Annotated in this window: 23 protein-coding genes; 6 read left to right on the forward strand and 17 right to left on the reverse strand. The window is 44.3% G+C overall.

Going from position 1 to position 22,997, the window contains the following annotated elements; translation table 11 throughout:
- Positions 1 to 185 precede the first annotated feature (185 nt).
- A complete protein-coding gene (gloA, locus tag EMM73_RS06805) occupies positions 186 to 587 on the forward strand; it encodes a lactoylglutathione lyase (protein WP_127685692.1) in 402 nt (133 codons plus the stop codon).
- 62 nt (positions 588 to 649) lie between these two features.
- Here gloA and EMM73_RS06810 read toward each other — a convergent pair whose 3' ends face one another.
- The 6 genes from EMM73_RS06810 to EMM73_RS06835 form a co-directional block, all read right to left on the reverse strand.
- Positions 650 to 1,537: an aspartoacylase gene (locus tag EMM73_RS06810; protein ID WP_127685693.1), complete on the reverse strand. Its 888-nt coding sequence runs from the start codon at positions 1,535 to 1,537 to the stop codon at positions 650 to 652.
- Between the two features lie 162 nt (positions 1,538 to 1,699).
- Complete coding sequence (locus EMM73_RS06815) at positions 1,700 to 1,924, reverse strand: bacterioferritin-associated ferredoxin (RefSeq protein WP_127685694.1); 225 nt, start codon at positions 1,922 to 1,924, stop codon at positions 1,700 to 1,702.
- A gap of 121 nt (positions 1,925 to 2,045) precedes the next feature.
- The gene (locus tag EMM73_RS06820; protein ID WP_127685695.1) at positions 2,046 to 2,438 is read right to left on the reverse strand and encodes a DUF2750 domain-containing protein; all 393 of its coding nucleotides are present in this window, start codon (positions 2,436 to 2,438) and stop codon (positions 2,046 to 2,048) included.
- A gap of 202 nt (positions 2,439 to 2,640) precedes the next feature.
- The gene (locus EMM73_RS06825; protein ID WP_127685696.1) at positions 2,641 to 3,522 is read right to left on the reverse strand and encodes a peptidylprolyl isomerase; all 882 of its coding nucleotides are present in this window, start codon (positions 3,520 to 3,522) and stop codon (positions 2,641 to 2,643) included.
- Between the two features lie 20 nt (positions 3,523 to 3,542).
- Positions 3,543 to 3,974 (reverse strand): YqaA family protein, encoded by a 432-nt coding sequence (locus EMM73_RS06830; protein ID WP_127685697.1) that lies wholly within the window; start codon positions 3,972 to 3,974, stop codon positions 3,543 to 3,545.
- A gap of 2 nt (positions 3,975 to 3,976) precedes the next feature.
- Positions 3,977 to 4,396, reverse strand: a complete 420-nt coding sequence (locus EMM73_RS06835; RefSeq protein ID WP_127685698.1) for an MAPEG family protein — start codon at positions 4,394 to 4,396, stop codon at positions 3,977 to 3,979.
- Between the two features lie 141 nt (positions 4,397 to 4,537).
- Here EMM73_RS06835 and EMM73_RS06840 point away from each other — a divergent pair, with 141 nt between their 5' ends.
- The 5 genes from EMM73_RS06840 (at position 4,538) to rfbA (ending at position 10,101) form a co-directional block, all read left to right on the forward strand.
- Positions 4,538 to 5,119, forward strand: coding sequence for a thymidine kinase (locus EMM73_RS06840; protein WP_127685699.1), 582 nt, complete (start codon positions 4,538 to 4,540; stop codon positions 5,117 to 5,119).
- A 13-nt stretch (positions 5,120 to 5,132) separates the two neighbouring features.
- Complete coding sequence (locus EMM73_RS06845) at positions 5,133 to 6,158, forward strand: MJ1255/VC2487 family glycosyltransferase (RefSeq protein WP_127685700.1); 1,026 nt, start codon at positions 5,133 to 5,135, stop codon at positions 6,156 to 6,158.
- A 308-nt stretch (positions 6,159 to 6,466) separates the two neighbouring features.
- Positions 6,467 to 8,083 (forward strand): response regulator, encoded by a 1,617-nt coding sequence (locus tag EMM73_RS06850; protein ID WP_261373344.1) that lies wholly within the window; start codon positions 6,467 to 6,469, stop codon positions 8,081 to 8,083.
- A gap of 72 nt (positions 8,084 to 8,155) precedes the next feature.
- The gene (rfbB, locus tag EMM73_RS06855) at positions 8,156 to 9,220 is read left to right on the forward strand and encodes a dTDP-glucose 4,6-dehydratase (protein WP_127685702.1); all 1,065 of its coding nucleotides are present in this window, start codon (positions 8,156 to 8,158) and stop codon (positions 9,218 to 9,220) included.
- A complete protein-coding gene (rfbA, locus tag EMM73_RS06860; RefSeq protein ID WP_127685703.1) occupies positions 9,220 to 10,101 on the forward strand; it encodes a glucose-1-phosphate thymidylyltransferase RfbA in 882 nt (293 codons plus the stop codon). Before rfbB ends, rfbA begins: the two co-directional genes overlap by 1 nt.
- Positions 10,102 to 10,145: 44 nt before the next feature.
- Here the strand turns inward: rfbA and galE are convergent, their stop codons facing one another.
- The 11 genes from galE to EMM73_RS06915 form a co-directional block, all read right to left on the reverse strand.
- Complete coding sequence (galE, locus tag EMM73_RS06865; RefSeq protein WP_127685704.1) at positions 10,146 to 11,159, reverse strand: UDP-glucose 4-epimerase GalE; 1,014 nt, start codon at positions 11,157 to 11,159, stop codon at positions 10,146 to 10,148.
- Between the two features lie 19 nt (positions 11,160 to 11,178).
- A complete protein-coding gene (gene rfbD / locus EMM73_RS06870; protein ID WP_127685705.1) occupies positions 11,179 to 12,054 on the reverse strand; it encodes a dTDP-4-dehydrorhamnose reductase in 876 nt (291 codons plus the stop codon).
- Positions 12,054 to 12,620 (reverse strand): dTDP-4-dehydrorhamnose 3,5-epimerase, encoded by a 567-nt coding sequence (gene rfbC / locus EMM73_RS06875; RefSeq protein WP_127685706.1) that lies wholly within the window; start codon positions 12,618 to 12,620, stop codon positions 12,054 to 12,056. Before rfbC ends, rfbD begins: the two co-directional genes overlap by 1 nt.
- Positions 12,621 to 12,682: 62 nt before the next feature.
- Positions 12,683 to 14,776, reverse strand: a complete 2,094-nt coding sequence (locus EMM73_RS06880) for a YjbH domain-containing protein (RefSeq protein WP_127685707.1) — start codon at positions 14,774 to 14,776, stop codon at positions 12,683 to 12,685.
- Positions 14,773 to 15,534 (reverse strand): capsule biosynthesis GfcC D2 domain-containing protein, encoded by a 762-nt coding sequence (locus EMM73_RS06885; protein ID WP_127685708.1) that lies wholly within the window; start codon positions 15,532 to 15,534, stop codon positions 14,773 to 14,775. Before EMM73_RS06885 ends, EMM73_RS06880 begins: the two co-directional genes overlap by 4 nt.
- On the reverse strand, positions 15,531 to 16,217 hold the full coding sequence (locus tag EMM73_RS06890) for a YjbF family lipoprotein (RefSeq protein ID WP_186435151.1): 687 nt from the start codon (positions 16,215 to 16,217) through the stop codon (positions 15,531 to 15,533). The genes EMM73_RS06885 and EMM73_RS06890 overlap by 4 nt, the downstream gene beginning before the upstream one ends.
- Positions 16,218 to 16,289: 72 nt before the next feature.
- Positions 16,290 to 16,715 (reverse strand): hypothetical protein, encoded by a 426-nt coding sequence (locus tag EMM73_RS06895; protein ID WP_127685710.1) that lies wholly within the window; start codon positions 16,713 to 16,715, stop codon positions 16,290 to 16,292.
- A gap of 132 nt (positions 16,716 to 16,847) precedes the next feature.
- The gene (locus tag EMM73_RS06900) at positions 16,848 to 18,755 is read right to left on the reverse strand and encodes a polysaccharide biosynthesis protein (protein ID WP_186435156.1); all 1,908 of its coding nucleotides are present in this window, start codon (positions 18,753 to 18,755) and stop codon (positions 16,848 to 16,850) included.
- Positions 18,756 to 18,985: 230 nt separating this feature from the next.
- On the reverse strand, positions 18,986 to 20,941 hold the full coding sequence (locus EMM73_RS06905; RefSeq protein WP_261373345.1) for a polysaccharide biosynthesis protein: 1,956 nt from the start codon (positions 20,939 to 20,941) through the stop codon (positions 18,986 to 18,988).
- Positions 20,942 to 21,023: 82 nt separating this feature from the next.
- Positions 21,024 to 22,364 carry a UDP-glucose dehydrogenase family protein gene (locus tag EMM73_RS06910; RefSeq protein ID WP_127685712.1) on the reverse strand — a complete coding sequence of 447 codons (1,341 nt, stop codon included), beginning with the start codon at positions 22,362 to 22,364 and terminating at the stop codon, positions 21,024 to 21,026.
- A 75-nt stretch (positions 22,365 to 22,439) separates the two neighbouring features.
- Positions 22,440 to 22,991 (reverse strand): sugar transferase, encoded by a 552-nt coding sequence (locus tag EMM73_RS06915; protein WP_127685801.1) that lies wholly within the window; start codon positions 22,989 to 22,991, stop codon positions 22,440 to 22,442.
- Positions 22,992 to 22,997: the final 6 nt, after the last annotated feature.

Consider the following 22,997-nt stretch of genomic DNA (forward strand, 5'->3'; position numbering starts at 1 on the left):
ACATAGAATTGCAGGCCATCTCATTTGTGTCGAGCAGCGATCCAGTTACGGCTCTGTCTTGTGCTACTATCTGCCATCACAGGGTGAATTTAAGCAAAGATGTATGCAGTTCGGTAGCTCGCAAGTTGCCTCAGTCTGCTTGGATCTTTGTACCTGTTCACTGAAAAGCCGATGAAGGAAATTTTATGCGCATTTTACATACCATGCTTCGCGTGACGAACTTAGAACGCTCTTTGGCCTTTTACACTGAAGTGCTCGGCATGAAGCTGTTACGTACTTCAGAAAATGCTGAATACAAATACACCCTTGCTTTTGTTGGTTTTAGCGATGAAAGCCAAGGCGCTGTATTGGAGTTAACTTACAACTGGGGCGTTGACAGCTACGAGCTGGGCACAGCTTACGGCCATATTGCCCTGGAAGTCGATGATATTTATGGCGCTTGTGAGCTGATACGCGCTAAAGGCGGGGTAATAAGCCGCGAACCTGGTCCGGTGAAAGGTGGTACTACAGAAATCGCTTTTGTCCGCGACCCGGACAACTACGCTATTGAGCTTATCCAGAAAAAAGCCAGCTACGTTCAGCTGTAATGTCTGGGGTCTGGCTTTCAGCCTGACCCCAACAGAGTTATCCAAATAACAAGGCTTTGACCTTACAGCTCGATCCAGATTTTGTCGTTCAGTGACATCGCCAGATTGTTGTCGTAATAAGCAGCCTCGTTTATAAAGGTTGGATATACCACTGTAGCGCCGTCGTATGGCACTTCAGTACCATCAAACAAAGTGAAAATCGGATCGCCTGGGTGAATAGCTTGGTAGTCTTTGTCCTGCACATTTTTGTGCACCATGCCCAAACGTTCGCCTTTTTCATTCATCGGCAATTTAATGCTGTGCAAATACAGGTAAGCTTCAGTGCGTTTTGGCAGCTCTGGCAGGCTCTGGGTGTTGTACAGTTCCACAAAGTCGAGAATATGCGCTGTCATCTCATGCATTTGCTCCAGCACATCCTGACGCAGCACAGACTGAGACTGTGGCCCCACTTCCACTATCACGCCATAGCGGCCCAGCGTGCACATCAGCGCATGATCTTCTGCGGCTAAATGGTCTTCATCACGGGAGATAATAGCTTCCGGCATTTTCATCTTCACGTAAGCAGCCATCTGATTATAAAAAGGGCCAGCTTGCGTCATGATCAGGCACGCCCCCATATTGCTGGTGGTGTTGTGTAAATCAATTACCAGATCGGTTTTGGCGTTACCTTTGGGGCCCAAAATTTCATTAATCACTTTGGCGCGGCTTTGTTCGTAATTGCTGAGCTCTGGATTGGCTAAATCGACATTTTTAAACTGACGGTTTAAATCACTGTGTAAATAGCGCTTATTGGCTTTATGCGCTTCAGGATTGGCAAACAAGGTACTGGTTTCAAAGCTTGGGCGCTGAATTAAAGCAGGATTAGCCTGGTACTGGCGAATGGCATAAATACCGGAGAATTCGTTGCCGTGGGTGCCGCCCACTATTGCAACCTTAGCAATTTTAGTCATAAGGCTTACCTCAGGAAAAGATGCCAACATTATGCCTAGCCGCAGCAACAAATGCAGCCCATTTAACTTTAAAAATGAATTGTCAATTGGGGTCAGGCCTTGAATGTTGAATCAAATTCAACATTCAAGGCCTGACCCCAATGCAATTTGCCCCCAATGCAATTAAGCAGCAGGACGGGTGGTATTGATCATTAACACCGGAATACGTTGTTGTGCTGACTGTTTGGATAAAGCAGAGTCGAGAATATCGCTGGCCTGACAGACACATTTGCCACATTGAGTGCCTACACCCAAATTTTGTTTCAGCTCACGCATAGAACAAGCGCCCGCTTCGACCTGTTGGCGAATGGCTTTATCTGTGACTGCTTTACAAAGACAAACGTACATAAATGCACCTGCGAATTAAAGTGCAGGCATAGTAATCTAATCAAGAATTGTTATCAATAGCTTCAAGGAGAAAATCTTAGCTATAAAAATGGGGTCAGATTCTGACCCCAATTTAACACTATTATTCGTTGTCTTGAGTGGCTTCGATCAGAGTTTCAGCGAACTCTTCAGGGCCAATGACCACGCCAGGTTCTGCAGCGTGTGGGAAAACCGCTATGGCTAACTCGTCACCGTCTAAGCCGCTGGTCCACTTATCAAGCCAAGTGGCAATATCTACCGCTTGGGCCTGACATTCAGCCCAGTCTCCATTGATCCACAGTTGTGCCAATTCAGCATGTGGCCAAACCGGGATGCAACGCTCTTCATCGGCATCAACCAAAACAAAACCTTCTTCATCCACCAGGATCCAGATCTTTTCTAAATCGGCTACGGCCTGAATAAAGTAGTCATAACGCTGTTCAGCGTCCAATAAACTGAGTTTGTTTAAATCATCAGCTGTTAATTCATAGTTCATTGCTATCCCCTCGGAGCGCCACAGAAAAGGCGCACATAATGACTGAAAAGGCCGCCATCGACCAGTGAATTCTTTATTTTCCTTACAGCCGCAGCTTTCTAAAGTGCGCTATATCAGCCAGTCCAATGGCGTTACACTCATTGCAGGGCTGACTGGCTTGCCGCCTCCCTGTAGCTTGAGTTCATTTGGAGCTGGAAGGTCTTTACCCTACTTTTACTTCACGCACTGGCACCTGCGGATAACAAACATCCATATTTCCGTTGCCTTTGTGTTGATAAAACACGTGAATGCGGGAACGACGCTCGGCGAGAGACTGCGAAAACTCAGAACTATTGGTATTGAGCATTTCCAGTTGCAACTGTTTATCTGGCGTCAAATCTGAACCTAAGCGGGCTTGTTTAATCACAGTCCGCGCTGATGCAGAACCTATTACGCCGCCGTCAGCTACTTCACCACGACGCAAACGATTCACAGCATATTGGCCCCAAATCACTTTACCAAATGCCGACATATTTTTGTCCAAATGCCTGGGCGCTTGCCCCAGCATAATGGCAATGTCAGCCACTGCAGTATCGGGTTCGTTCGCACGCGCCATATTCACTACACCGGGGCAATGCACCAACCACTCTTGGTTTTGTTCACGAGCTACAGCAAATCCCTGATTAAACCCAGTTTCTTCGGCTAATAAATCTGGTCGTTGCACTAAAAGATAAGGATCACGACCATTCACAGGCCAGCTGAATTCAGCTTTCATCGGCGTTAATTTAGTTCTGCTGCCCCACTCATGCTCAGGAACACCGAACTGAGCGACAAAACCTTCAATCACCCGATAAAAAGTCACACCATCATAAAAGCGGTTTTTTACTAATTCTTTGACACGTTTTACATGTTCAGGGGCAAACTGCGGTGCTAATAAAATGACAATACGGCCTTGGTCTGTTTCCAGATAAAGTAGGTTGTCCTGCGGCAGGGTTTGCCATCCGGCTTTCACTTCAGGCTCAGCTACCGAGCTTTGCTGCGCTTGGGCATTTATAGCACCTAAGGCCAAAATCATAGCCAGACCAGAGAATAATAATACTTTCATTTACACTCCTTTCATTCGATTTAAACCCCAGGCATAAGTCCTATCACCACACCATAACGCAAACCTTTACCTAAACCTACCAAGACGACAAACCAAAACAACGGTACTCTCAGAATACCAGCGACTAAGGTCAGTGGATCGCCTATCACTGGCAGCCAGGCCAACAATAAGGAAGGTAAACCCCAACGCTGAAATTGGCCGCTGGCTTTTGCTATTTGAGCGGGTTTAAACATAAACCAACTTTTATGCTGAAAGTTCAGCAGTTGTTTACCCAGATACCAGTTCAGTACAGAGCCCAGAGTATTAAATACAGTTGCAATCAACCACAGCAGCAGCGGCGAATAGCCCTGGTGCACCAGCCCCATCAGCACCAACTCTGAGCCAAAAGGCAACAGAGTGGCGGAAACAAAAGCACTTAGTGCCAGGCTTAGATAAGCACCAAATAAATCCATGCTCAAGCAAGTAAATAGGTCAGGCTTAACTTCAACCAGAACATCACTAACATCAGGGCACCAAACAGATAAACCGCAAAACGCAAACGGACATGATTAGCGCCCACATGCACATAAGCATGCACTAAACGGCTAATAACAAAGAGCCAGCCCAATACCACCAGAGCAAGATCGGCCAGAGCAAATTGCAGCGCAAAAGTAACGGCAAACAGATACAACACAGGGAGTTGAAACTGGTTATCAAAGTTACGACTGGCGGTAATCACTTTTTCGTTAGCACCGGTTAAATCCATTACCCTGAATGCCTTGTAGGGTAATTCACGATTTTTAGCCGCGTTAAAGCGCCGCTTTCCCATTAACACCATCATGAATAGCGTTAACAGCACCTGCAGCAGCACTGTTCCAAACAACAATTTATCCATTTTATCCCCTTAAATCCCATTTTTATGGCGCTGAGCAGTGTACGTCAATTGTCTTCTTACTGTCATCTTTGGCCGTTAGTCTACGACACAGATTAGCTTTTGGTTATACTGCGCGAGACTTTCAATCATGAGACCACGCAGATGGCGCAATTGTATTTTTATTATTCGGCGATGAACGCAGGTAAATCGACCTCTTTACTGCAAAGTGCTTATAACTATCAGGAAAGAGGTATGACGGTAGCGCTCTTTACCGCTGCTATTGATGACAGATTTGGTGTCGGAAAAATAAGTTCCCGCATTGGTTTGTCGATGGATGCGCAGATTTTTGACGCCGACTTTGATTTTATTGCAGCTTGCAAAACTCTGAAACAGCAGGGTGATTTGGACTGTGTGCTGATTGATGAGGCTCAGTTTTTATCCAAAGCTCAGGTTAAACAGCTGACCTATGTGGTTGATGATCTGAATGTGCCAGTGTTGGCTTTTGGTCTGAGAACTGACTTTTTAGGCGAAACTTTTGCCGGCAGCCAGGCATTGCTGGCATGGGCAGATAAATTAGTAGAACTTAAAACCGTTTGTCACTGTGGCCGAAAAGCTAATTTCGTGGTGCGGCTGGACGAAAATGGCAAAGCAGCCACTGCTGGCAGCCAGGTGCAGATAGGCGGTAATAATCACTATGTCTCTATGTGCCGTGCACACTTTAAAGCACTGGTCTGGAGGGACTAACCGGAGTAAATCGATGCGGGTTTTGTATGGTGTGCAGGCAACAGGCAATGGACATATCAGCAGAGCCCGCGCTATGGGCAAATACCTTCAAGCTGAGGGCATAGCCGTTGACTTTTTGTTCTCTGGTCGCCCCGCTGAACAACTATTTGATATGCAGCAGTTTGGTGATTTTCAGGTAAAAACCGGCTTAACCTTTGTCACAGAACAAGGTCAGATCAACTATCTGAAAACTGCGGCCCGGGCTAAACCTCTGGAGCTATGGCGTGATGTGTGTCAACTGGACTGTTCAGCTTATGATTTAGTGCTCACCGACTTTGAACCTATCACAGCCTGGGCGGCGCGACGACAAAAAAAACGCTCTGTCGCTTTTGGTCATCAATATGCCTTTCTCCATCAAGTCCCGCAAATTCATGACACCCTACTCAGCCGCAGTATCTTCAAATGGTTTGCCCCTGCTCAGCAACAAATAGGCTTGCACTGGCATCATTTTAACCAGCCTATATTGCCGCCTATTGTTGACTTAGAACCTGGGATAAATACAGCAGATGCAAATAAAGTGTTGGTGTATCTGCCATTTGAAGATCAACGCCAGGTGATCCAGTGTTTGCAACCTCTGCAGCAGTATCAGTTTTACCTCTATGGCCCGGGCCTGAGTAAAAACCAGCTTGGACATATTCAGTGTTCTGGTCCTTGTGTTGATGAGTTTAAGCGTGATTTACATCAGTCCGGCGCCGTACTAAGCAACGCAGGTTTTGAGCTGGTAAGTGAAGCTTTACAGCTACAAAAACGTATCTTAGTCAAAGCCTTACAGGGACAGATGGAGCAAGAGTCTAACGCTCTTGCGCTCACTCAGCTGCAACTTGGACAAAGTACAGAGCATTTGACTACGGCCGTTATCGCTGACTGGTTGGCTGGTTCAAACTCATTCCAAAGAGTCGCGTACGCTAATGTAGCTCAGGCTTTAGCTAAGTGGATCCGTGCCGGCGCCTGTCCCACAGAATTGCAACAGCTTGATTTATGGAAAGACCAGTCCTTGTAAGCAGCTAGTAGTGGATCTGAGTCGGGATAATGAGTGCCTCACTGGGTCTTTAACAAATTAAATCAATAAAGTCCGTTTATTCATTTAAATTTGCGCAGCTTTAGCTGCCCAATGCAGCAACAGACTTGTGTGGTTATCACGGCACTGTGCTGCTCATAGCTTGCTATGGCCGGGCCGAGTGACACACAGCGCTATAAAAGACATTCATTCAGTGGCGCTGCGGATCCCGCATTCAGGTGACTGAAGCTTCCCCAAAACAGGTTGATAGTATGATAGGCTAACAGCAGTTGTAATGAGAGTTGAGCCAAGTGATTTCCAAGCGAGCATTTTATCGTTCGAAAAAGGTTCTGGTCATAGAAGATTATGAACAAGTCATAGCGTACATGAAAAGTATGTTAGCGCTAATTGGTTTTGACCATGTTGTTGTGGCGCGTAATGCGGAAACTGCCATGTCAGTTTGCCGTAAAACTGATTTTGATTTTATTCTGTGCGACTACAACTTAGGCGCAGGCCGCGATGGTTATCAGTTATTTGAAGCCTTAAAAGCTGAGCACTGCTTAAAACACAGTTGCTGCTTTATTGTGGTCAGTGGTGAACGTCATCGTCAGGCAGTCTATGGCATGATCGAATTCCTGCCGGATGATTACCTGTTAAAGCCCTTTAGCTATGCCGAACTTGAGCGGCGCATAGGCCGGGCCTTTCAGGTAAAACGGGCGTTAACATATGCCTATCAAATGATTGCTGAAGAAAACTACCCTGAAGCAATTCAAGCCTGTGACATTTCCCTGGAACAATACCCTGTTTATCATGCTTATATTCAACGCTTAAAAGGTGAGCTCTTAGTGAAAGTAGGACGCTATAAAGAGGCGGAACTATTGTACACCGAGGTGTTGGCTTTTCGTGATCTGCCCTGGGCCAAGTTGGGTCTGGCTGTGGCTAAAGGCTATCAGGAACAGGACACCGAAGCTGAAGACATGTTGATTGAGCTCACCGATCAGCCTGAAACGAAAATTGAAGCGCTGGATTGGCTAACGCGCCTGTATTTGAGTCAAAACAAAGCTGAAGAAGCTTTTAATACAGTGCGCGCTGTGGCGGAGGCCTCACCTAAAAACTATCTGCGTCAGCATGTGCTGGCCAATTTAGCTGTAATCAATAATCAAACAGAGTTAGCAGTACGGGTACATTCTAAACTGCTGCAAGCCGCTAAGTATTCCATCTATGACACAGCAGACAATATGCTGAACTATGCCAGAGCTATGATCCAAAATGCTCAGTCAATGTCAGTGCGTGAGCGGGGAAAGGTGATTGGCAAGGTAGACTATTTTCTCAAAGAGGTTAAAAAACGGTTTAACCCAAGCAGTTACGAACACGACAAACTGGTGATAGAAGCAAGGGCTGCAGTACTAGAGGGTAAAACAGACAAAGCGACAAGCTTACTACAACAGAGCGAAGAACTGAGCTTAGGCCGCACTTTATCTGCTTCAGCATTGCTGGACAGAGCCAGAGCCTATTTCGAAACCGGTAATCTGGCGATGAGTGACCACTATATGGGTTCCTTGAATACCTTATCGCAAAGTTCTGATCTGTATAACAAAGCGCTGAATATGATGTTTTTATCGGAACAAGATAAGTACAGCCACAAAAGAGCCACCATGATGGCAAGCCATAACGCTGGTATGGAGGCTTATAGTCTGGGGCAATATTCTGAAGCCATTTCCTATTTTATCGAAGCACAAAAAACTATGCCGGCAAACGCCAGCATAGCGATGAATTTACTGCAGGCCATCAGCCAACGCGGCCGTTTAAACGAAGATTTAATTTATCTGGTTCACAAGTGTATGAACCTGATAGATGACGCCGAGCTGCCCAAAGAACAACGGAAAAGGTACCATTTTATCAAAGAACAAATTGAGCAGATGTTGTAAAATGGGTTCAGAACACCTTAGTTATAAGTAACTAAGGTGTTCTGAACCCATTTTATTTTTTGCAGGTAACAAATGAGAATTTTGGTCACTGGTGGCGCAGGTTTTATTGGCTCAAATTTAGTCCGGTTTTTACTGAATCAACCCAATGTTCTGGTCGCTAACCTAGATAAACTCACTTATGCGGGCAACCTGGAGTCATTGTGGGATGTACAGCACTATAGCAACTATCAGTTTTACCAGGCTGACATTATAAATCGTCAGCAATTAAGTCAGATTTTTGCACAGTTTCAACCTGACTGCGTTATGCATCTGGCTGCAGAATCTCATGTTGACCGCTCCATAGAAAACGCTGGCAGCTTTATTCAAACCAATATAGAGGGCACCTTCCAGTTGCTGGAAGCCAGTTTGCACTATTGGAAAAGTTTAAGCCCTGAAGCACAACAAGCATTCCGGTTTCATCATATTTCTACCGATGAAGTTTTTGGCGATCTGGCGGGCACAGAAGCTTTATTTAATGAAGACACAGCCTACGCGCCAAGCTCTCCCTATTCAGCGTCAAAAGCAGCCTCAGACCATTTAGTTCGTAGCTGGCATCGTACCTACGGCCTGCCGGTTTTAATCACTAATTGTTCCAACAACTATGGTCCTTATCAGTTCCCGGAAAAACTGATCCCACATATAGTTTTATCAGCGATACAAGGTAAAGAATTACCTGTCTATGGTGATGGCGGTCAAATCCGTGACTGGCTGCATGTAGAGGATCATGTGAGTGCATTATGGGCAGTGTTATGCCGGGGTCAGGTGGGTGAAACTTATATGATTGGCGGCAATGCAGAGAAAACCAATCTCGAAGTAGTTCACTGCATCTGCAGCTTATTGGATCAATTACGCCCTTCGGCAACAAGTAAATCCTACACAGAGCAAATTCGTTTTGTCAAAGACAGGCCTGGCCATGACCGACGTTATGCTGTTGATACCACAAAAATTTTACAGCAACTACAATGGCAGCCGATACAAAGTTTCGAGGCTGGATTACAGAAAACCCTAAAGTGGTATCTGAATAACCCACAATGGTGGCAGAATATTTTATCCGGTCATTATCAGCTTAACCGTAAAGGTCTTTCAGGAATTGAATGATGGCAAAGTATAAAGGCATAGTGTTAGCTGGAGGTTCGGGCACCAGGTTGTACCCTCTGACCTTATCTACATCAAAACAACTTTTGCCGGTTTACGACAAACCTATGATTTTTTACCCTATCTCTGTGCTGATGCTGGCTGGGATCCGTGAAATATTAATTATCACTACAGCTGAAAGCCTGTCTGGCTTTCTGAATCTGTTGGGGACAGGTGAAGATTTTGGTGTTGAGTTCACTTATGTAGTGCAGGAGAAACCTGAAGGTATAGCTCAGGCACTTATTCTGGCTGAGCCCTTTCTTGCAGGTGACAATTGCTGCCTGGTATTGGGGGACAATATTTTTTATGGTCAGAATTTTATTGAACGCCTGATTCAGGCGACCAAAGTTGAAAAAGGCTGCACTGTCTTTGCTTATCATGTCACAGATCCGGAACGCTTTGGTGTTGTGGAAATGGACGCTAACCAAAATGTATTGAGTATTGAAGAAAAACCTCTGAAGCCAAAATCAGACTTTGCTTTGACCGGCCTGTATTTTTTTGACAACAGCTCTGTATCCATCGCCAAGAGTCTTACTCCGTCACAACGAGGCGAGCTGGAAATCACAGACGTCATTCGAAGTTACATCACTACTAAAAACCTTAAAGTCAGTTTACTGGGCCGGGGTTTTGCATGGCTCGATACTGGTACTTATGATTCGCTGTTGGATGCAAGCCAATTCGTAGAAACGGTAGAAAAAAGACAAGGTTTAAAAATTGCGTGCCTTGAGGAAATTGCGTACAGAATGGGTTGGTTGACTAAAGAGCAAATAGTGGCGCGCGCTAGGCTTTTTAAACAAAACGCTTATGGTAAATATCTACTGGATACTGTGGCTTATTTGGCATAGAGGAAGACAGATCGCATCCGTTGAAAAATGCGATCTGCCCCAGTTTATTTATAACCGTTCGGGTTATTTTTTTGCCAGTTCCAGCTGTCACGTACTATGTCTTGAAGACTTTGTTCTGTTTGCCAATTTAATCCAGTTTTAGCTTTAGATGGATCAGCGAAGTAACGCGCTACATCACCGGGGCGTCTGTCAACTATTTGATAGGGCACTGCAACCTGATTCACAGCTGCAAAGGCGTTCACTATATCAAGCACTGATAACCCCTCGCCACTGCCTAAGTTAAAACAATCAAAGCCGGGTTCTTTAGACAAATAGTGCAGAGCTGCGACATGGCCTGCGGCTAAATCTGTGACATGGATATAGTCCCGAACTCCTGTTCCGTCAGGGGTAGGATAATCACTCCCAAAAATCTGCAGTTGGGCACGTTTACCTACAGCCACCTGGGTAATAAAAGGCATCAGATTATTTGGTATGCCATTGGGGTCTTCGCCAATACAACCACTCGAATCAGCACCTACCGGATTAAAGTAACGCAGTACAGCTATGTTCCAACTGTGATCAGATTTATACAAATCCTGTAGGACCCACTCTGTCATTAGCTTAGATTGACCATAAGGATTCATTGCCACAGTGGGCGTAGTCTCGGGCAAGGGACTATTCTGCGCATCGCCGTACACAGTAGCAGATGAACTGAATACCAAATTTTTTACAGCAAACTTCGCCATCACCTGACAAAGTTTAATAGTGCCGCCTACATTAGTCTCGTAGTACCACAAAGGTTTTTGTGTTGATTCACCAACGGCTTTTAAACCAGCAAAATGCACTACTGCTTTCACTGGATATTGTTGGAACACTGCAGTTAATGCGACGGGGTCAAGTACATCCCCTTCAATCTGAATAATTGACTTGCCCGTTAACTGCTCTACCCGCTTTAATGACTCAGGGCTGGAGTTACTGTAATTATCAAAACTAATCACTTGTTCGCCAGCGCGAAGCAAAGCTAAAGCTGTATGACTGCCAATATAGCCCGCGCCACCAGTTAACAATACATAACTCATAACTTATCCTTTTACTCGTTTATCCAATTGAAAGTAACTTTAAAGCCTTCGCTAACTGCTGCTGCCAGGGTACTGGCGGCAAAGATAACAATTCTCTGAGCAAACCACTATCCAAAGCACTAAAAACCGGACGCTTAACGACGCTGTTCAGTTGTTCAGAATTGACAGCTATCAGTTCAACCTCGTCACCAACTAAGCCCAGTTGTATGGCTAAATGTTGGATCTCACAAGCAAACTCATAGCGGGAACAAAACCCAGAATCAGCCCAATGATAGACTCCAGCAATCACAGTTTCATTACAGATAATCTGCCAAATAACTACGGCGAGGCCATATGCCCAACATGGAGAGCCCATTTGATCCTGCACCACTTGCAATTGTCGTTTCGTTTGCATCAGTTGCAACATAGTCTTTACGAAGTTTTTACCATAGACTGAATAAAGCCAACTAGTACGAATGATGAAACTCTGCGCTTTATATTCTTGCTGTAGCCACTGCTCTGCCAACAACTTCGTTTTCCCGTAGTAGTTTAGAGGGTATTGCTGATCTGATTCTTTATAAGAAGTCAGCTTTTCACCGTCAAAGACGTAATCTGTGGATATGTGTAACAACTTGGTTTGATTCAAGGCACAAAGTTGCTGCAGTTTCTGAACTAAACAAAAATTACCTGCAAGAGCCACGTCAGGAGATAACTCAGCCTGATCAACCTGATTATAAGCCACCGCATTAACCACCCAGTCCGGCCTGAATCGCAAAAAAAAATCTGTTAAAACTGCATCAGACAAAGTACAAAACTCAGCGTGACCCAGTACTCTGAGCTGGATAAACGCAGGAGCGCTGAACTTAAGTTCTGATGCCAGCTGACCTGATTGTCCAAGCAATACTACTTTTAACATTAAATCTGTTCTAACCCCATTGTTGGGTAAACATCGGCGCTAGCAAAAGATTGGGCCGCTGCATCTTTGGCTGAGACTAGAGGAGGCTTTTGTAAGGGCCAGTTTATTGCCAATTGCCGGTCGTCCCATTTGATAGCACGTTCTGAGGAAGGATCATAATACTGATCCGTTTTATAAGCGACTTCAGCGTACTGGCTTAAAGTTAAAAAACCATGAGCAAAGCCGGCCGGAATAAAAAGTTGGTGTCTTTTTTCCGCACATAATTCCAGACCATACCACTGGCCAAAACTGGCTGATTGTAGCCTTAAATCCACAACGACATCAAAAATCTGGCCACTTAACACTCGTATTAATTTAGCTTGTGGTCTCTCCAACTGATAATGCAACCCCCGAAGCACATGGTGCACAGAGCCAGATTGTGACTCCTGTACAAAGTCGATATGACCCAATATTTGCTCGAGCTCAGCACTTCGGTTTACTTCAAAAAAATAGCCTCGCTCATCTTCGTAGACTTTAGGCTGCAAAAGCAATAAACCAGGCAGAGGTAAAGCTGTAATCTGAACCATTCATTTTTTCCATCAAATAATAAAGCCACTCATAAGAGTGGCTTTATTCTACCAATCTCACTTTATCTCATAAACGGAGAACGAGCTTCGGTTAACCCATTTAAATTTACCGGTCTATTCAGCATTTGGCCGCCATCGCGGGCTATTGGAACCCATGGAATACGCCCCCTGCCTATGGCTGATTTCAACGAGAATAAATCAAAGGGGATAGACAGATAAAAACCTTTGGTAAAACTGCCTTCACCATATTCTTCGGACGACATATCTGTAATAGCGGCATAAGCACCTACTACAATGCCGCTATCAAAACGTTTGGCGAAATCCAGCGTCACGCCTTTATCTTTCGCCAGATATTGACCGAAACTGGCAGTCAGCATAGTGTCTTTTAACCACTGAGGAGTCCAATAAAAGCTCAAATGACCTGTGAGCGCCTTGTAGTCAAAAAAGGCCACCTCGCTATCATAATCACGTTGACGAACGTAATTTACGTCTAAACCAATAGCCAATGATGTATCTATGGGTTTGTATAACAGTTCACCACCTATACCGCCGTACATGGTTTCCAAATACCCTGCGTAAGCTTGACCGTACCAGTTTTCTGAAACTTGATCTTTCCAAAGTCCGTATAGATTCTCCATGGTCACGTCGCTACGGCTCACATACTCACGAACATAAGTACGAACGCGAGGTACACCAGTTTCCTGCGCATCAACTTTAAAGTTAAAGTCATCAAAGTTGGTCAGTACGTTCACTTTCACTGTGGTTTGCAGACTAAAATGCGTATCAAATTGATAACCACCGCCTAGTAATAACCCCCCCTGATACATATAGAAGCTTTCAGGATTACCAAAGGTCTGTATCCAGAAAACATCCGCAGTGTACCCAAAGCCACTTTCGTTGCGCTCTACAGCCCACTGTTGATTATCTACTGCAGGCTCCACTCTTTGATAGGTTGTACGAACATCCGCTTCTGGTGATTCGTAACGTGCAGCTTTGGCAAATTGCTCTGCATCAATCACAGTCTCGACCATAGGCAAATCCATCGCTTGAATGATCACCCTGTAAGTTTTGATGCTTCGAGGCAAATGGGTTGCGAGCACTCGACCAACACGATTCATGGCAACATCTTCGTCGCGGTAAGCTATCTGTGAACCTTTTAAAATAATTTCGTCAGCTTTTAATACGTAGTTATTCACCACAAAACCTGCATTCAAATACAAATCCTGCCGAAGCTGCACTTTATCTAAAACATCGATCGAAGCCACTGGAACGTCAGGTATTTGCTTAACTGCAGGGTCAAATTTGATTTGTTTCAGGTTATTAAAATCGACCTTGTAGTTCACACCAAAGCCAAAAGTATTGCCGCGTTGGTAGTTTAAATTCAGATCAAATGAGTCGTTCAGAGCATAAACGGCGCCGATATTAAAATCGGAATCTTGCTGCAATACACCAGCATAATCCTGTAAATAGTTATTGCCATCGTATTCCAGTTTCAAGCGCAAAGGCTGCCATGGAGTCTGATACTCAATACCACCGTATAAAGCGGCAGGTCCTTTAAAAAAACGTTGGTAGTCAATTTTTCCGCCTGAACCACTGAATCCACCGGGCCTTTCGCAATAACTATCTCTGATTTCACAAAATGGATTAGTGATATTACCTTTGCGGCCTAAATACCCCCAACCAATGCCTAAATGCAAATCAAAAGGACCTAATCTTTTACTTGCCGCAATAAATTCACTTTCAAATAAACCTGTACCGCCAAAGTCACGAAAACCTACAGCAAGGTCTGGCAAAAACTCACTTTCCTTCCACAACTTAAACTTAACGTCGATCCCTTTATCCTTATAGGTCTGATCGCCGCTAAACCCAGGATCATCGCTATAAAACTGGGTACGAACATCTGAATAACGGAATGTCGTTTCCATCCAAGGGAACAACATCAAGGACGCTGACCAAAATCGGTACTCTTCACTATCCTGGTAATTCAGGCTAAAGGCTCCGGCATCATTCATACGAGCTGTTGGCATCTGAATTAAGCCAATACCCCCATGATTGCCTTGGGAATAACCGTTTGATGCAGGAGAAAAGTATTGATCCGCAATGACTGTCGAGCACAACAGCGAGGAAATAAGAGCAGCTAAACAGGACTTCTTCATTGGGTCACAACCTTGTGTAACAAGAGTTCTACAATTTGTTCATTAATATCACTAAATTCGCTTGGCAAGTGTCGTTGTTCAAAAGGAATAAATAACAGACTACCTGGTGATACTTCCTGATAACTTTTATTCCATAACCCTGTTTTTGCAATGTAAAACTCACCAAAAGCAGGAATCACATAAACAAAAGAGTGGCTGCCACCTTCCAGTATAGAGATGCTTCCAAGATAGCTATCGACAGAAACGGCATTTCGCAATGGCATCTTGTATTCAGCCACTAAGCCTTGCATTGGTAATTCTGTCGGTCTGGTACCGACACGCAGTGTGTATTGTCCTGCAGCAAGCAAAGGATTAAGAGACTTTTTAGCTCGAACGCTATCGGGGTCCAGAGGTAGATTCATATTGCCCGCCAATTCCCAGGACGCAATATCTTTTTCTATTTTTTCAACACTTGCCGCTAAAGCTGGATCAGAATCTTGCTGAAATTCATGTTTAAGTGCGGCTAGTCGGTTCAGCAGTGCTGTACGTTGTTGCTCAAGCTTTAATGTGGTTTCTGCATCCGTTTTAAAAAGCTTTGCCGCTGGCCAGTACAAAGAAGCGGAGGTATTGAACTGATAAACAACCAACCCCAATCTGGGCTGCTCAAAATAACCTTGATACTTGCCTTGATGCTCTACTAAAACCACTGGCGTTGCAGCTTTAGCTATACTTATGCTAATAATCCACACAGCGAGGCCGAAACAGCTTAAGCGGCTCATCTTAAACTCCCTTTTTTAATGACACCCAATAAACGACCTGCATTACTGATATGAACCAGCTCAACTTCAGGCCAGAAAGGTGCAATGGTCTGACGGCTTTTTAATAACCAACCGCTATTTAAATCAAACCAAAACTGATTAATAGCCGTCTGGCCATTAGAAAAAGTAACCTGCTCTGTGACTAATTTGGTTTGAAACTTCTGTTCAAGTACATCAAGGGAGGTTACTTCGGTATAAAGGATTTCATAACTCACCGGGTGGCCAGATTCCGAATTTCCAGACCAATCGGTTACACTTTGCCAGGCCTGACCCGCTTGAATTTTTGTCATTTTTTGTTGTAGTGGATCCAATGCAGTATCAGATAGATATAGCAAGTTGTTGTCAAAACCTGTTGTCTTTACCAAACGCCCTTTTTCAAGCACCAACATGGCTTCGTCGGCTGATATCCATTTGTGCTGCCCATGCTCGATAAAAGCCAATACAAGCACGGCATTAGGCAAAGCACCTACTTTAGCGTATAAAACATCACTTTCTCTGGCTGCAAGCTCAGTTTTAGTTAAACTGGCTCCGTCGCCTGGATTAAATGCCAGTTCCAAAGTTTGGGTATAAGTGCGAATAGTACTGGAACACCCTGCCAGGCTGACCAAAGCAAAAAAGACAAAAAGCCATATTAATCTGTGCATAAGATCCATTTCTAGCAAAAGTTATAGATAACAAAAAGCCGCCAACAGGCGGCCTTTTCACAGTACAATCAATTAACGCAGTGTTGGTGCGTAAGTGAAGGTCACTGGAACAGAAATGGTAGAAGTATTAGTACCTGTACCTGACACTGTTACAGTTGAAGTAGTACCAACACACACAGTACCCACTAATGGATCGCTACCATTACAACCTGGTTGTGGTTGCGGGTTATTAGTACAGACACCATTCACCAACGTTTGACCTGTAGGGCAGTTCACCGGAGAATCACTACGGTTGTTAGCAACAACAGAAGCTAACACACCAGCAGCAATAGCACCAGCTACGATAGTACCTGTAGCAATACCACCGATAGCACCTAAACCAGCACCGGCAGCAGAAGCACCTGAGCCAGCGCCTGCAGCGCCAGTTTCTTCGCCCTGGGCCATAGCAGCACTAGATACCACTAACATAGCAGCCATTACGACACTTAATTTTTTCATCACATCATCCCTTTAAAAAAGTCCTCTTAGGATAGAGGTTTTTCGAACTACCGACAAGCATTTTTTTGCCACCGCTTTACATCTCCCCTGCTTTCATTTAAGCAGGAAAAACTTGTTTTTCATGGTTTTACGCTAGTGAACCAACTCTTTTTTCGCTGACTCACTGCGCCGACCACTTAAAAATAACAAGTCACAAATTTCACTATTCGGAGCAAAGCCCGTGGGTGCATCCAATAAAATTTGCCTGAGCATTTGCTGGTCAAAAGACTGGCAGGCGACATCCAGGCTATTTAACAACAGCATAGTGGCAGACCATGACAGAAATTGTTCTTTGGCCGCTCTTATCCTCGAATGCTCTGTTTTACTTTCGTTATTACCAATCAACAGCTCTTCGTAGAGCTTTTCACCAGGCCTAAGCCCTGTGATCTGAATTTCTATATCGCCATTAGGATTAGTTTTGTCCTTTAACGTTAAGCCAGCCAAATGAATCATGCGTTTGGCTAAATCATAAATACGCAGAGGCTCGCCCATATCCAGCACAAAAACTTCTCCGCCTTTTGCCATAGCACCAGCCTGAATAACTAACTGCGAGGCCTCAGGTATCGTCATAAAAAACCGGGTAATGTCTTGATGAGTCAAAGTAACAGGGCCGCCCGCTTTAATTTGCTGGGCGAATAAAGGCACTACAGAACCTGAAGAACCCAGCACATTACCAAAGCGTACCATACACATACGAGTGCTATTTTGCCTACTGGCAAGGCCCTGCAACACCAGTTCGGCCACACGTTTACTGGCTCCCATCACATTGGTAGGACGAACGGCTTTATCTGTAGAAATAAGTACAAAATTCTCTACCTTTGCCGCAATGGCGGCTTCTGCACAAGCCCAAGTACCAAAAACATTGTTACGCACTCCCTCGACCATATTGTATTCAACTAAGGGAACGTGTTTGTACGCAGCGGCGTGGTAGACCGTTTGCACCTGAAAGTTTGTCATCACCTGCTCTAACAATTTTTGCTGCTGGACAGAGCCTAAAACAGGCTTGACTGTACAAGAGTAACCAAAGCGCCGTTTCAAGGCATTAAGTTCTCGTTCTATCGAATACAAGGCGTACTCAGATACGTCAAATAACACTAAAATTCGAGGTTTACACCGGATGATCTGGCGGCATAACTCAGAGCCAATAGAGCCACCAGCGCCTGTCACCATCACTACTTTGCTTCTGATATTGGCATACATTAATTGCTGATTGGGCTCAATCACTTCGCGGCCCAACACGTCTTCGATACGTATATCCTGCAGATCGTCTATTTTCATGTGACCTGCGACCAGATCAGCCATGCCTGGGATACTTTGAACTGGCACTGGCAATGCAGACAGCCACTCCAGTAACTCACGCTTACGACCACGGCCTGCAGACGGCATAGCCAAAAGTACCCTGTCTATACGATAACGTTGTATGGCTTTTTCCAGAAGTTCGGCTGGAAGTACTGTCAAACCGCAAACTGTAGTTTTCTGTAGTTCTGTGTTGTCATCAACAAAAACAACAGGTTTATACTCGTCACCGCTTTGCAGTGCGTACAATAACTGTCGGCCAGAACAACCGGCACCATAAATAAGCACTCGATGTTTTGCTTTATGCCGTTGCAGTTGAATGGCACTACGAAAGCCCCATCTGCTGCCACCAATCAGCAACACAGCTATTACACTGAAGCACAAAACAAAACGAGCTATGTCAGCGATGGCTAAAAACCACAACAAAGCAACCAAACCAGCACTAGCAAAAAGAACGCCGTTTATCACAGTGGCCACAGCCTGAGGAGCCATATAACGCAAAATAGCGCGATAGAGCCCTAACAATGAAAACACTGCAATACTAAAGGCCAGCCAGACCAACAAACCCAGACTATGAGACGAGAAAAACTCAGCTAGTTGTAAAACACCTGACAACCAACTGGCTATGAAAAGTGCACTTAATAAAAAAAACAAATCTGCTAAAACAGATATTCCGCGCTTTGTTGTACGGGGTAGCGACATCATCCAAGTCACGCTTTCACTCCCTCTTTGCTCACCAGAATCGTCTTTTTTGTTGGCTAAAGGCAACTTTAAAGAACATCAGCTTAGAACAGCATCTGACGCTCTACCAGTTTTAGCGCAGCAAAAATGAACTATCTATGAATAAAGATGTCCTTCGAGCTCATTATTTACAGCAACATTACATATTTTTCCATAATGGCACAAGCCCTAAATTGGTAACTAAACGTTAACCATCAGATACTTTTATTGGCTTGCCACCATAAATCACAAATACCATCTGTTGGATTAAAGCCTGTAGGAGCACTTAACATTAACGCTCTTATTTTCTCTAAATCATAATTCAGACAGGCTTCACTCAGTTCACTCAACAGGGCTTGCATATCAGGCCAGCTTAAACATATTTCATTCGCGGCTTTTATCCTGGGGTGACGGGTAGGCTTTTCATCCTCTCCAATCAATAACTCTTCATATAATTTTTCGCCAGGTCTTAATCCTGTGATCTTGATTTCAATATCGCCCATAGGATTTTGCTTATTTTTAATTTCAAGCCCTGTCAGATGCACCATCTTTTTCGCAAGGTCATAAATTTTAACAGGCTCCCCCATATCCAACACGAAGACATCCCCGCCTTCGCCCATAGCGCCAGCCTGGATCACCAACTGTGAGGCTTCAGGGATCGTCATAAAATAACGGGTAATGTCTTCATGAGTAAGGGTGATAGGCCCACCTTTATTGATTTGTTTACGAAATAAGGGCACTACAGAGCCTGATGATCCAAGCACATTACCAAAACGCACCATACAAAATCTGGTACTTTGCTGCCTCGTTGCCAAAGCCTGTAATGTCAGCTCAGCCAGCCTTTTGGTTGTACCCATAACATTTGTTGGTCTGACCGCTTTGTCTGTCGAAATTAGTACAAAAGTTTCAACCTTTGAAGCTATAGCTGCTTCAGCTGTGTGCCAGGTGCCAAACAAGTTGTTACGTAAACCTTCAATCACATTAAATTCAACCAGAGGCACATGCTTGTATGCCGCCGCATGGTAAACAGTTTGCACATGATAGCTTTGCATAATTTGCTGCAAGCGTTGTTGGTCGACCACCGTACCTAACACTGGCAGCAATTGAACGTCTAACTGCCGACTACTCAACATAGCTGTCAGTTCTTTATCAATTTCATACAAAGCAAATTCAGAGGCTTCGAATAACACTAGTTTTTGTGGCGACTGTAAAATAATTTGCCGGCATAGCTCTGAGCCAATAGAGCCTCCGGCACCAGTTACCATCACGACCTTGCCCGTTATGTTAGCTGTTAGTAACGAAGGTACAGGTGCCACTGGATCACGCCCCAACAAGTCTTCAATTTTGACATCCTGAAGCTCATCAATTTTCATTTTACCGTCAACTAAATCCGCCATTCCGGGGATAGTCAACACAGGCAAACCTAGAGGCTCCAAGCGTTCAATCAGTTTAGCTCTGGTACCACGACTGGCAGAAGGTAAGGCCAATAAAATACGGCTAATGCCATATTTTTGAATAACGGCTTTAATACAATCAGGAGAATAGACTTTAACATCTCTGATCATTACGCCGTGAAAAGATGGATCGTCATCAGCAAAAGCTACAGCTCGAAATTCAGCGCTGCTGGCCAGCGCTAAAAGCAATTGCCGACCGCTGGCACCAGCACCATAAATTAGGACCTTGTGCTGCGCTGCACGACCAATCACAGTGACCAATTCACGTAACAACAAACGACTGCCTGCTATTCCGACAAAAGCAAAAAATACATAGTTTAAATTGCCCGACAAACTATATAAAAAAGCATTCGCGTCGATGGCAAAATTAAGCAACACGCCAGAGACAATAGCACCTGCAGCTATGGCAATCATAGAACGCAAACCTATATATCGGACCACAGCCCTATAAAGACCAAACAGACTAAAAACAACAAGAGTAGCCAATACTACGGCCATAAAACTTAAGATAAAAGATTCATCTCGAACCAGCTCAAAACTGTCGTAGCGTAAATAATAAGCCAATACCCAGGAAGCAAATAAAATGATCGCATCGACCAACATAGATATTGAACGTTTAATAAAGCGCGGCCAATCCATCAGAGGTTGCAAGCAATGTTGCAGTGTTTTAGAGGTTAAATTGCGCAAGAAAAACTCCATACTTAAAACATAACTCATCACCAGCTTCAAGCAAAAAAAGAAAGCTGGTTTATCGAATCATCGAAAAGCCCAATTTTTTATCAGGCAAACAACACAGGGACTAAAACTGCAATACACTTTGGCCCCGACCTATAGCGTAGTATTGCAAACCTTTTTGTTTAAGCCGTTCAGGGTCAAACAAGTTACGGCCATCAAAAACAACTGGCGTCTTGAGTTGTTGTTTTAAAAAGTCAAAATCAGGCGCTTTGAATTGTTGCCACTCTGTACAGATTATTAAGGCATCTGCTTCCTGTAAAGCGGCCTCTTTAGTGCCACAAAGCACAAAATCAGACCGGACACCATAAATGCGCTGAGTCTCTTCCATCGCCTGAGGATCATAAGCATGAACCTTTGCTCCAGCAGCCCACAACTCTTCAATTAACACCCTGCTGGACGCTTCGCGCATATCATCGGTATTGGGCTTAAAACTTAAGCCCCATACTGCAAAAGTTTTGCCTGTTAAATCATCGCCAAAGTGTTTTTTTACCAGGGTGGGTAGTTTGTACTTCTGCTTATTATTCACAGCTTCAACAGCCTGTAGAATTTTTGGCGTATAGCCATTTTGTGCAGAAGTACGAATAAGTGCCTGCACATCTTTAGGGAAACAAGAGCCTCCATAACCGCAGCCAGGATAAATAAAGTGATAGCCAATACGAGGGTCTGACCCTATACCTTTACGCACAGCCTCAATATCGGCACCAAGTAACTCAGCCAGATTTGCCATTTCGTTCATAAATGAGATTTTGGTCGCTAGCATGCAATTGGCTGCATACTTAGTTAGCTCTGCACTACGAACATCCATAAAAATCATTTTGTCGTGATTGCGATTGAAAGGCTCGTAGAGCTCACGCACAACGTCGATGGGTTGCTCATTGTAGGTTCCAATAATAATACGATCTGGTCGCATACAATCAGCTACCGCAGCGCCTTCTTTTAAAAATTCAGGGTTAGATACAACATCAAAAGGAATATCCACAGCCCGTTCTGTTAACACAGTCGAAATTTGCTGTTTCACTTTGTCTGCGGTGCCTACAGGTACAGTGGATTTATCAATCACGACTTTGGGAGAATTCATATGAGTAGCAATGGTTTTAGCGACAGCTAACACATACTGTAAATCGGCTGAGCCGTCTTCGTCAGGCGGTGTCCCCACGGCAATAAACTGAATTAAACCATGTTCCACACCAAAAGCAGCGTCAGTGGTAAAACGAAGGCGTCCCGCCTGAAAGTTATTAGTCACAAGCGGCGTTAAGCCAGGCTCATAAATAGGGATAATGCCCTGATTCAGTTTCTCAACACGCTCAGCATTGATATCGACACAAACCACTTCATGGCCAACTTCAGCTAAAACTGCAGCTTGCACCAAACCAACATAACCAATACCAAACACCGTAACTTTCATAAATATTGCTTAATCCTTTAGTGGGTTTTAACCAAGCTTACTTGTCAGAGCATTAACGCGAAGTGAACTTAAAGCTCAGTGTCTTACCCTGTCGCCTGCACCTTTACCAGCAACGGTCATAAAAATGTATTTGAAATAGTTTTTTGAAGACAAATTCGAAAGCATTTTTTGATCAGTTTCGGCCAGCAACACAGGAGTAGACATATCAATATCGTTGACCTGTGCAAGCCCTGTAATACCTGGTCTGTAATTAAACACCCCACGCTGATCGCGTTCTGCAATCAACTCTTCCTGATTAAACAAACAAGGCCTTGGCCCAACCAGACTCATTTCCCCTCTCAGCACGTTCCATAACTGTGGTAATTCATCTAGTTTAGTTTTACGTAAAAATCCCCCAAAAGGTGTAATAGCTGAGGCGCTGGCTAAATGACTGGCGACAGAAGCTGTATCAGGTCTCATAGTACGGAATTTTACTAGTGTAAAAGGCTGCTTGTTACGCCCTACCCTGACTTGACGAAAGATCGGTGAGCCAGTATCAAACAAACCAATTAGAGTGAGAATGATCAAGAAAGGAAAAGTCAAAACTAATCCAATTATTGAAAATAGAACATCTAATAAACGAAACATCATAAG

The sequence above is a fragment of the Rheinheimera sediminis genome (assembly GCF_004005375.1).
GTDB lineage: Bacteria > Pseudomonadota > Gammaproteobacteria > Enterobacterales > Alteromonadaceae > Pararheinheimera.

Bases quoted from the DNA above. Each gene is read 5' to 3' on its own strand.
- EMM73_RS06915 (WP_127685801.1), bottom strand. From the start codon at position 22,991: ATGTTTCGTTTATTAGATGTTCTATTTTCAATAATTGGATTAGTTTTG.
- rfbC (WP_127685706.1), bottom strand. From the start codon at position 12,620: ATGGTTCAGATTACAGCTTTACCTCTGCCTGGTTTATTGCTTTTGCAG.
- rfbB (WP_127685702.1), top strand. From the start codon at position 8,156: ATGAGAATTTTGGTCACTGGTGGCGCAGGTTTTATTGGCTCAAATTTA.
- EMM73_RS06900 (WP_186435156.1), bottom strand. From the start codon at position 18,755: ATGATGTCGCTACCCCGTACAACAAAGCGCGGAATATCTGTTTTAGCA.
- EMM73_RS06845 (WP_127685700.1), top strand. From the start codon at position 5,133: ATGCGGGTTTTGTATGGTGTGCAGGCAACAGGCAATGGACATATCAGC.
- gloA (WP_127685692.1), top strand. From the start codon at position 186: ATGCGCATTTTACATACCATGCTTCGCGTGACGAACTTAGAACGCTCT.
- EMM73_RS06840 (WP_127685699.1), top strand. From the start codon at position 4,538: ATGGCGCAATTGTATTTTTATTATTCGGCGATGAACGCAGGTAAATCG.
- galE (WP_127685704.1), bottom strand. From the start codon at position 11,159: ATGAGTTATGTATTGTTAACTGGTGGCGCGGGCTATATTGGCAGTCAT.
- EMM73_RS06815 (WP_127685694.1), bottom strand. From the start codon at position 1,924: ATGTACGTTTGTCTTTGTAAAGCAGTCACAGATAAAGCCATTCGCCAA.
- EMM73_RS06825 (WP_127685696.1), bottom strand. From the start codon at position 3,522: ATGAAAGTATTATTATTCTCTGGTCTGGCTATGATTTTGGCCTTAGGT.
- EMM73_RS06880 (WP_127685707.1), bottom strand. From the start codon at position 14,776: ATGAAGAAGTCCTGTTTAGCTGCTCTTATTTCCTCGCTGTTGTGCTCG.
- EMM73_RS06820 (WP_127685695.1), bottom strand. From the start codon at position 2,438: ATGAACTATGAATTAACAGCTGATGATTTAAACAAACTCAGTTTATTG.
- EMM73_RS06890 (WP_186435151.1), bottom strand. From the start codon at position 16,217: ATGCACAGATTAATATGGCTTTTTGTCTTTTTTGCTTTGGTCAGCCTG.
- rfbA (WP_127685703.1), top strand. From the start codon at position 9,220: ATGGCAAAGTATAAAGGCATAGTGTTAGCTGGAGGTTCGGGCACCAGG.
- EMM73_RS06895 (WP_127685710.1), bottom strand. From the start codon at position 16,715: ATGAAAAAATTAAGTGTCGTAATGGCTGCTATGTTAGTGGTATCTAGT.
- EMM73_RS06885 (WP_127685708.1), bottom strand. From the start codon at position 15,534: ATGAGCCGCTTAAGCTGTTTCGGCCTCGCTGTGTGGATTATTAGCATA.
- rfbD (WP_127685705.1), bottom strand. From the start codon at position 12,054: ATGTTAAAAGTAGTATTGCTTGGACAATCAGGTCAGCTGGCATCAGAA.
- EMM73_RS06905 (WP_261373345.1), bottom strand. From the start codon at position 20,941: ATGAGTTATGTTTTAAGTATGGAGTTTTTCTTGCGCAATTTAACCTCT.
- EMM73_RS06810 (WP_127685693.1), bottom strand. From the start codon at position 1,537: ATGACTAAAATTGCTAAGGTTGCAATAGTGGGCGGCACCCACGGCAAC.
- EMM73_RS06830 (WP_127685697.1), bottom strand. From the start codon at position 3,974: ATGGATTTATTTGGTGCTTATCTAAGCCTGGCACTAAGTGCTTTTGTT.
- EMM73_RS06835 (WP_127685698.1), bottom strand. From the start codon at position 4,396: ATGGATAAATTGTTGTTTGGAACAGTGCTGCTGCAGGTGCTGTTAACG.
- EMM73_RS06910 (WP_127685712.1), bottom strand. From the start codon at position 22,364: ATGAAAGTTACGGTGTTTGGTATTGGTTATGTTGGTTTGGTGCAAGCT.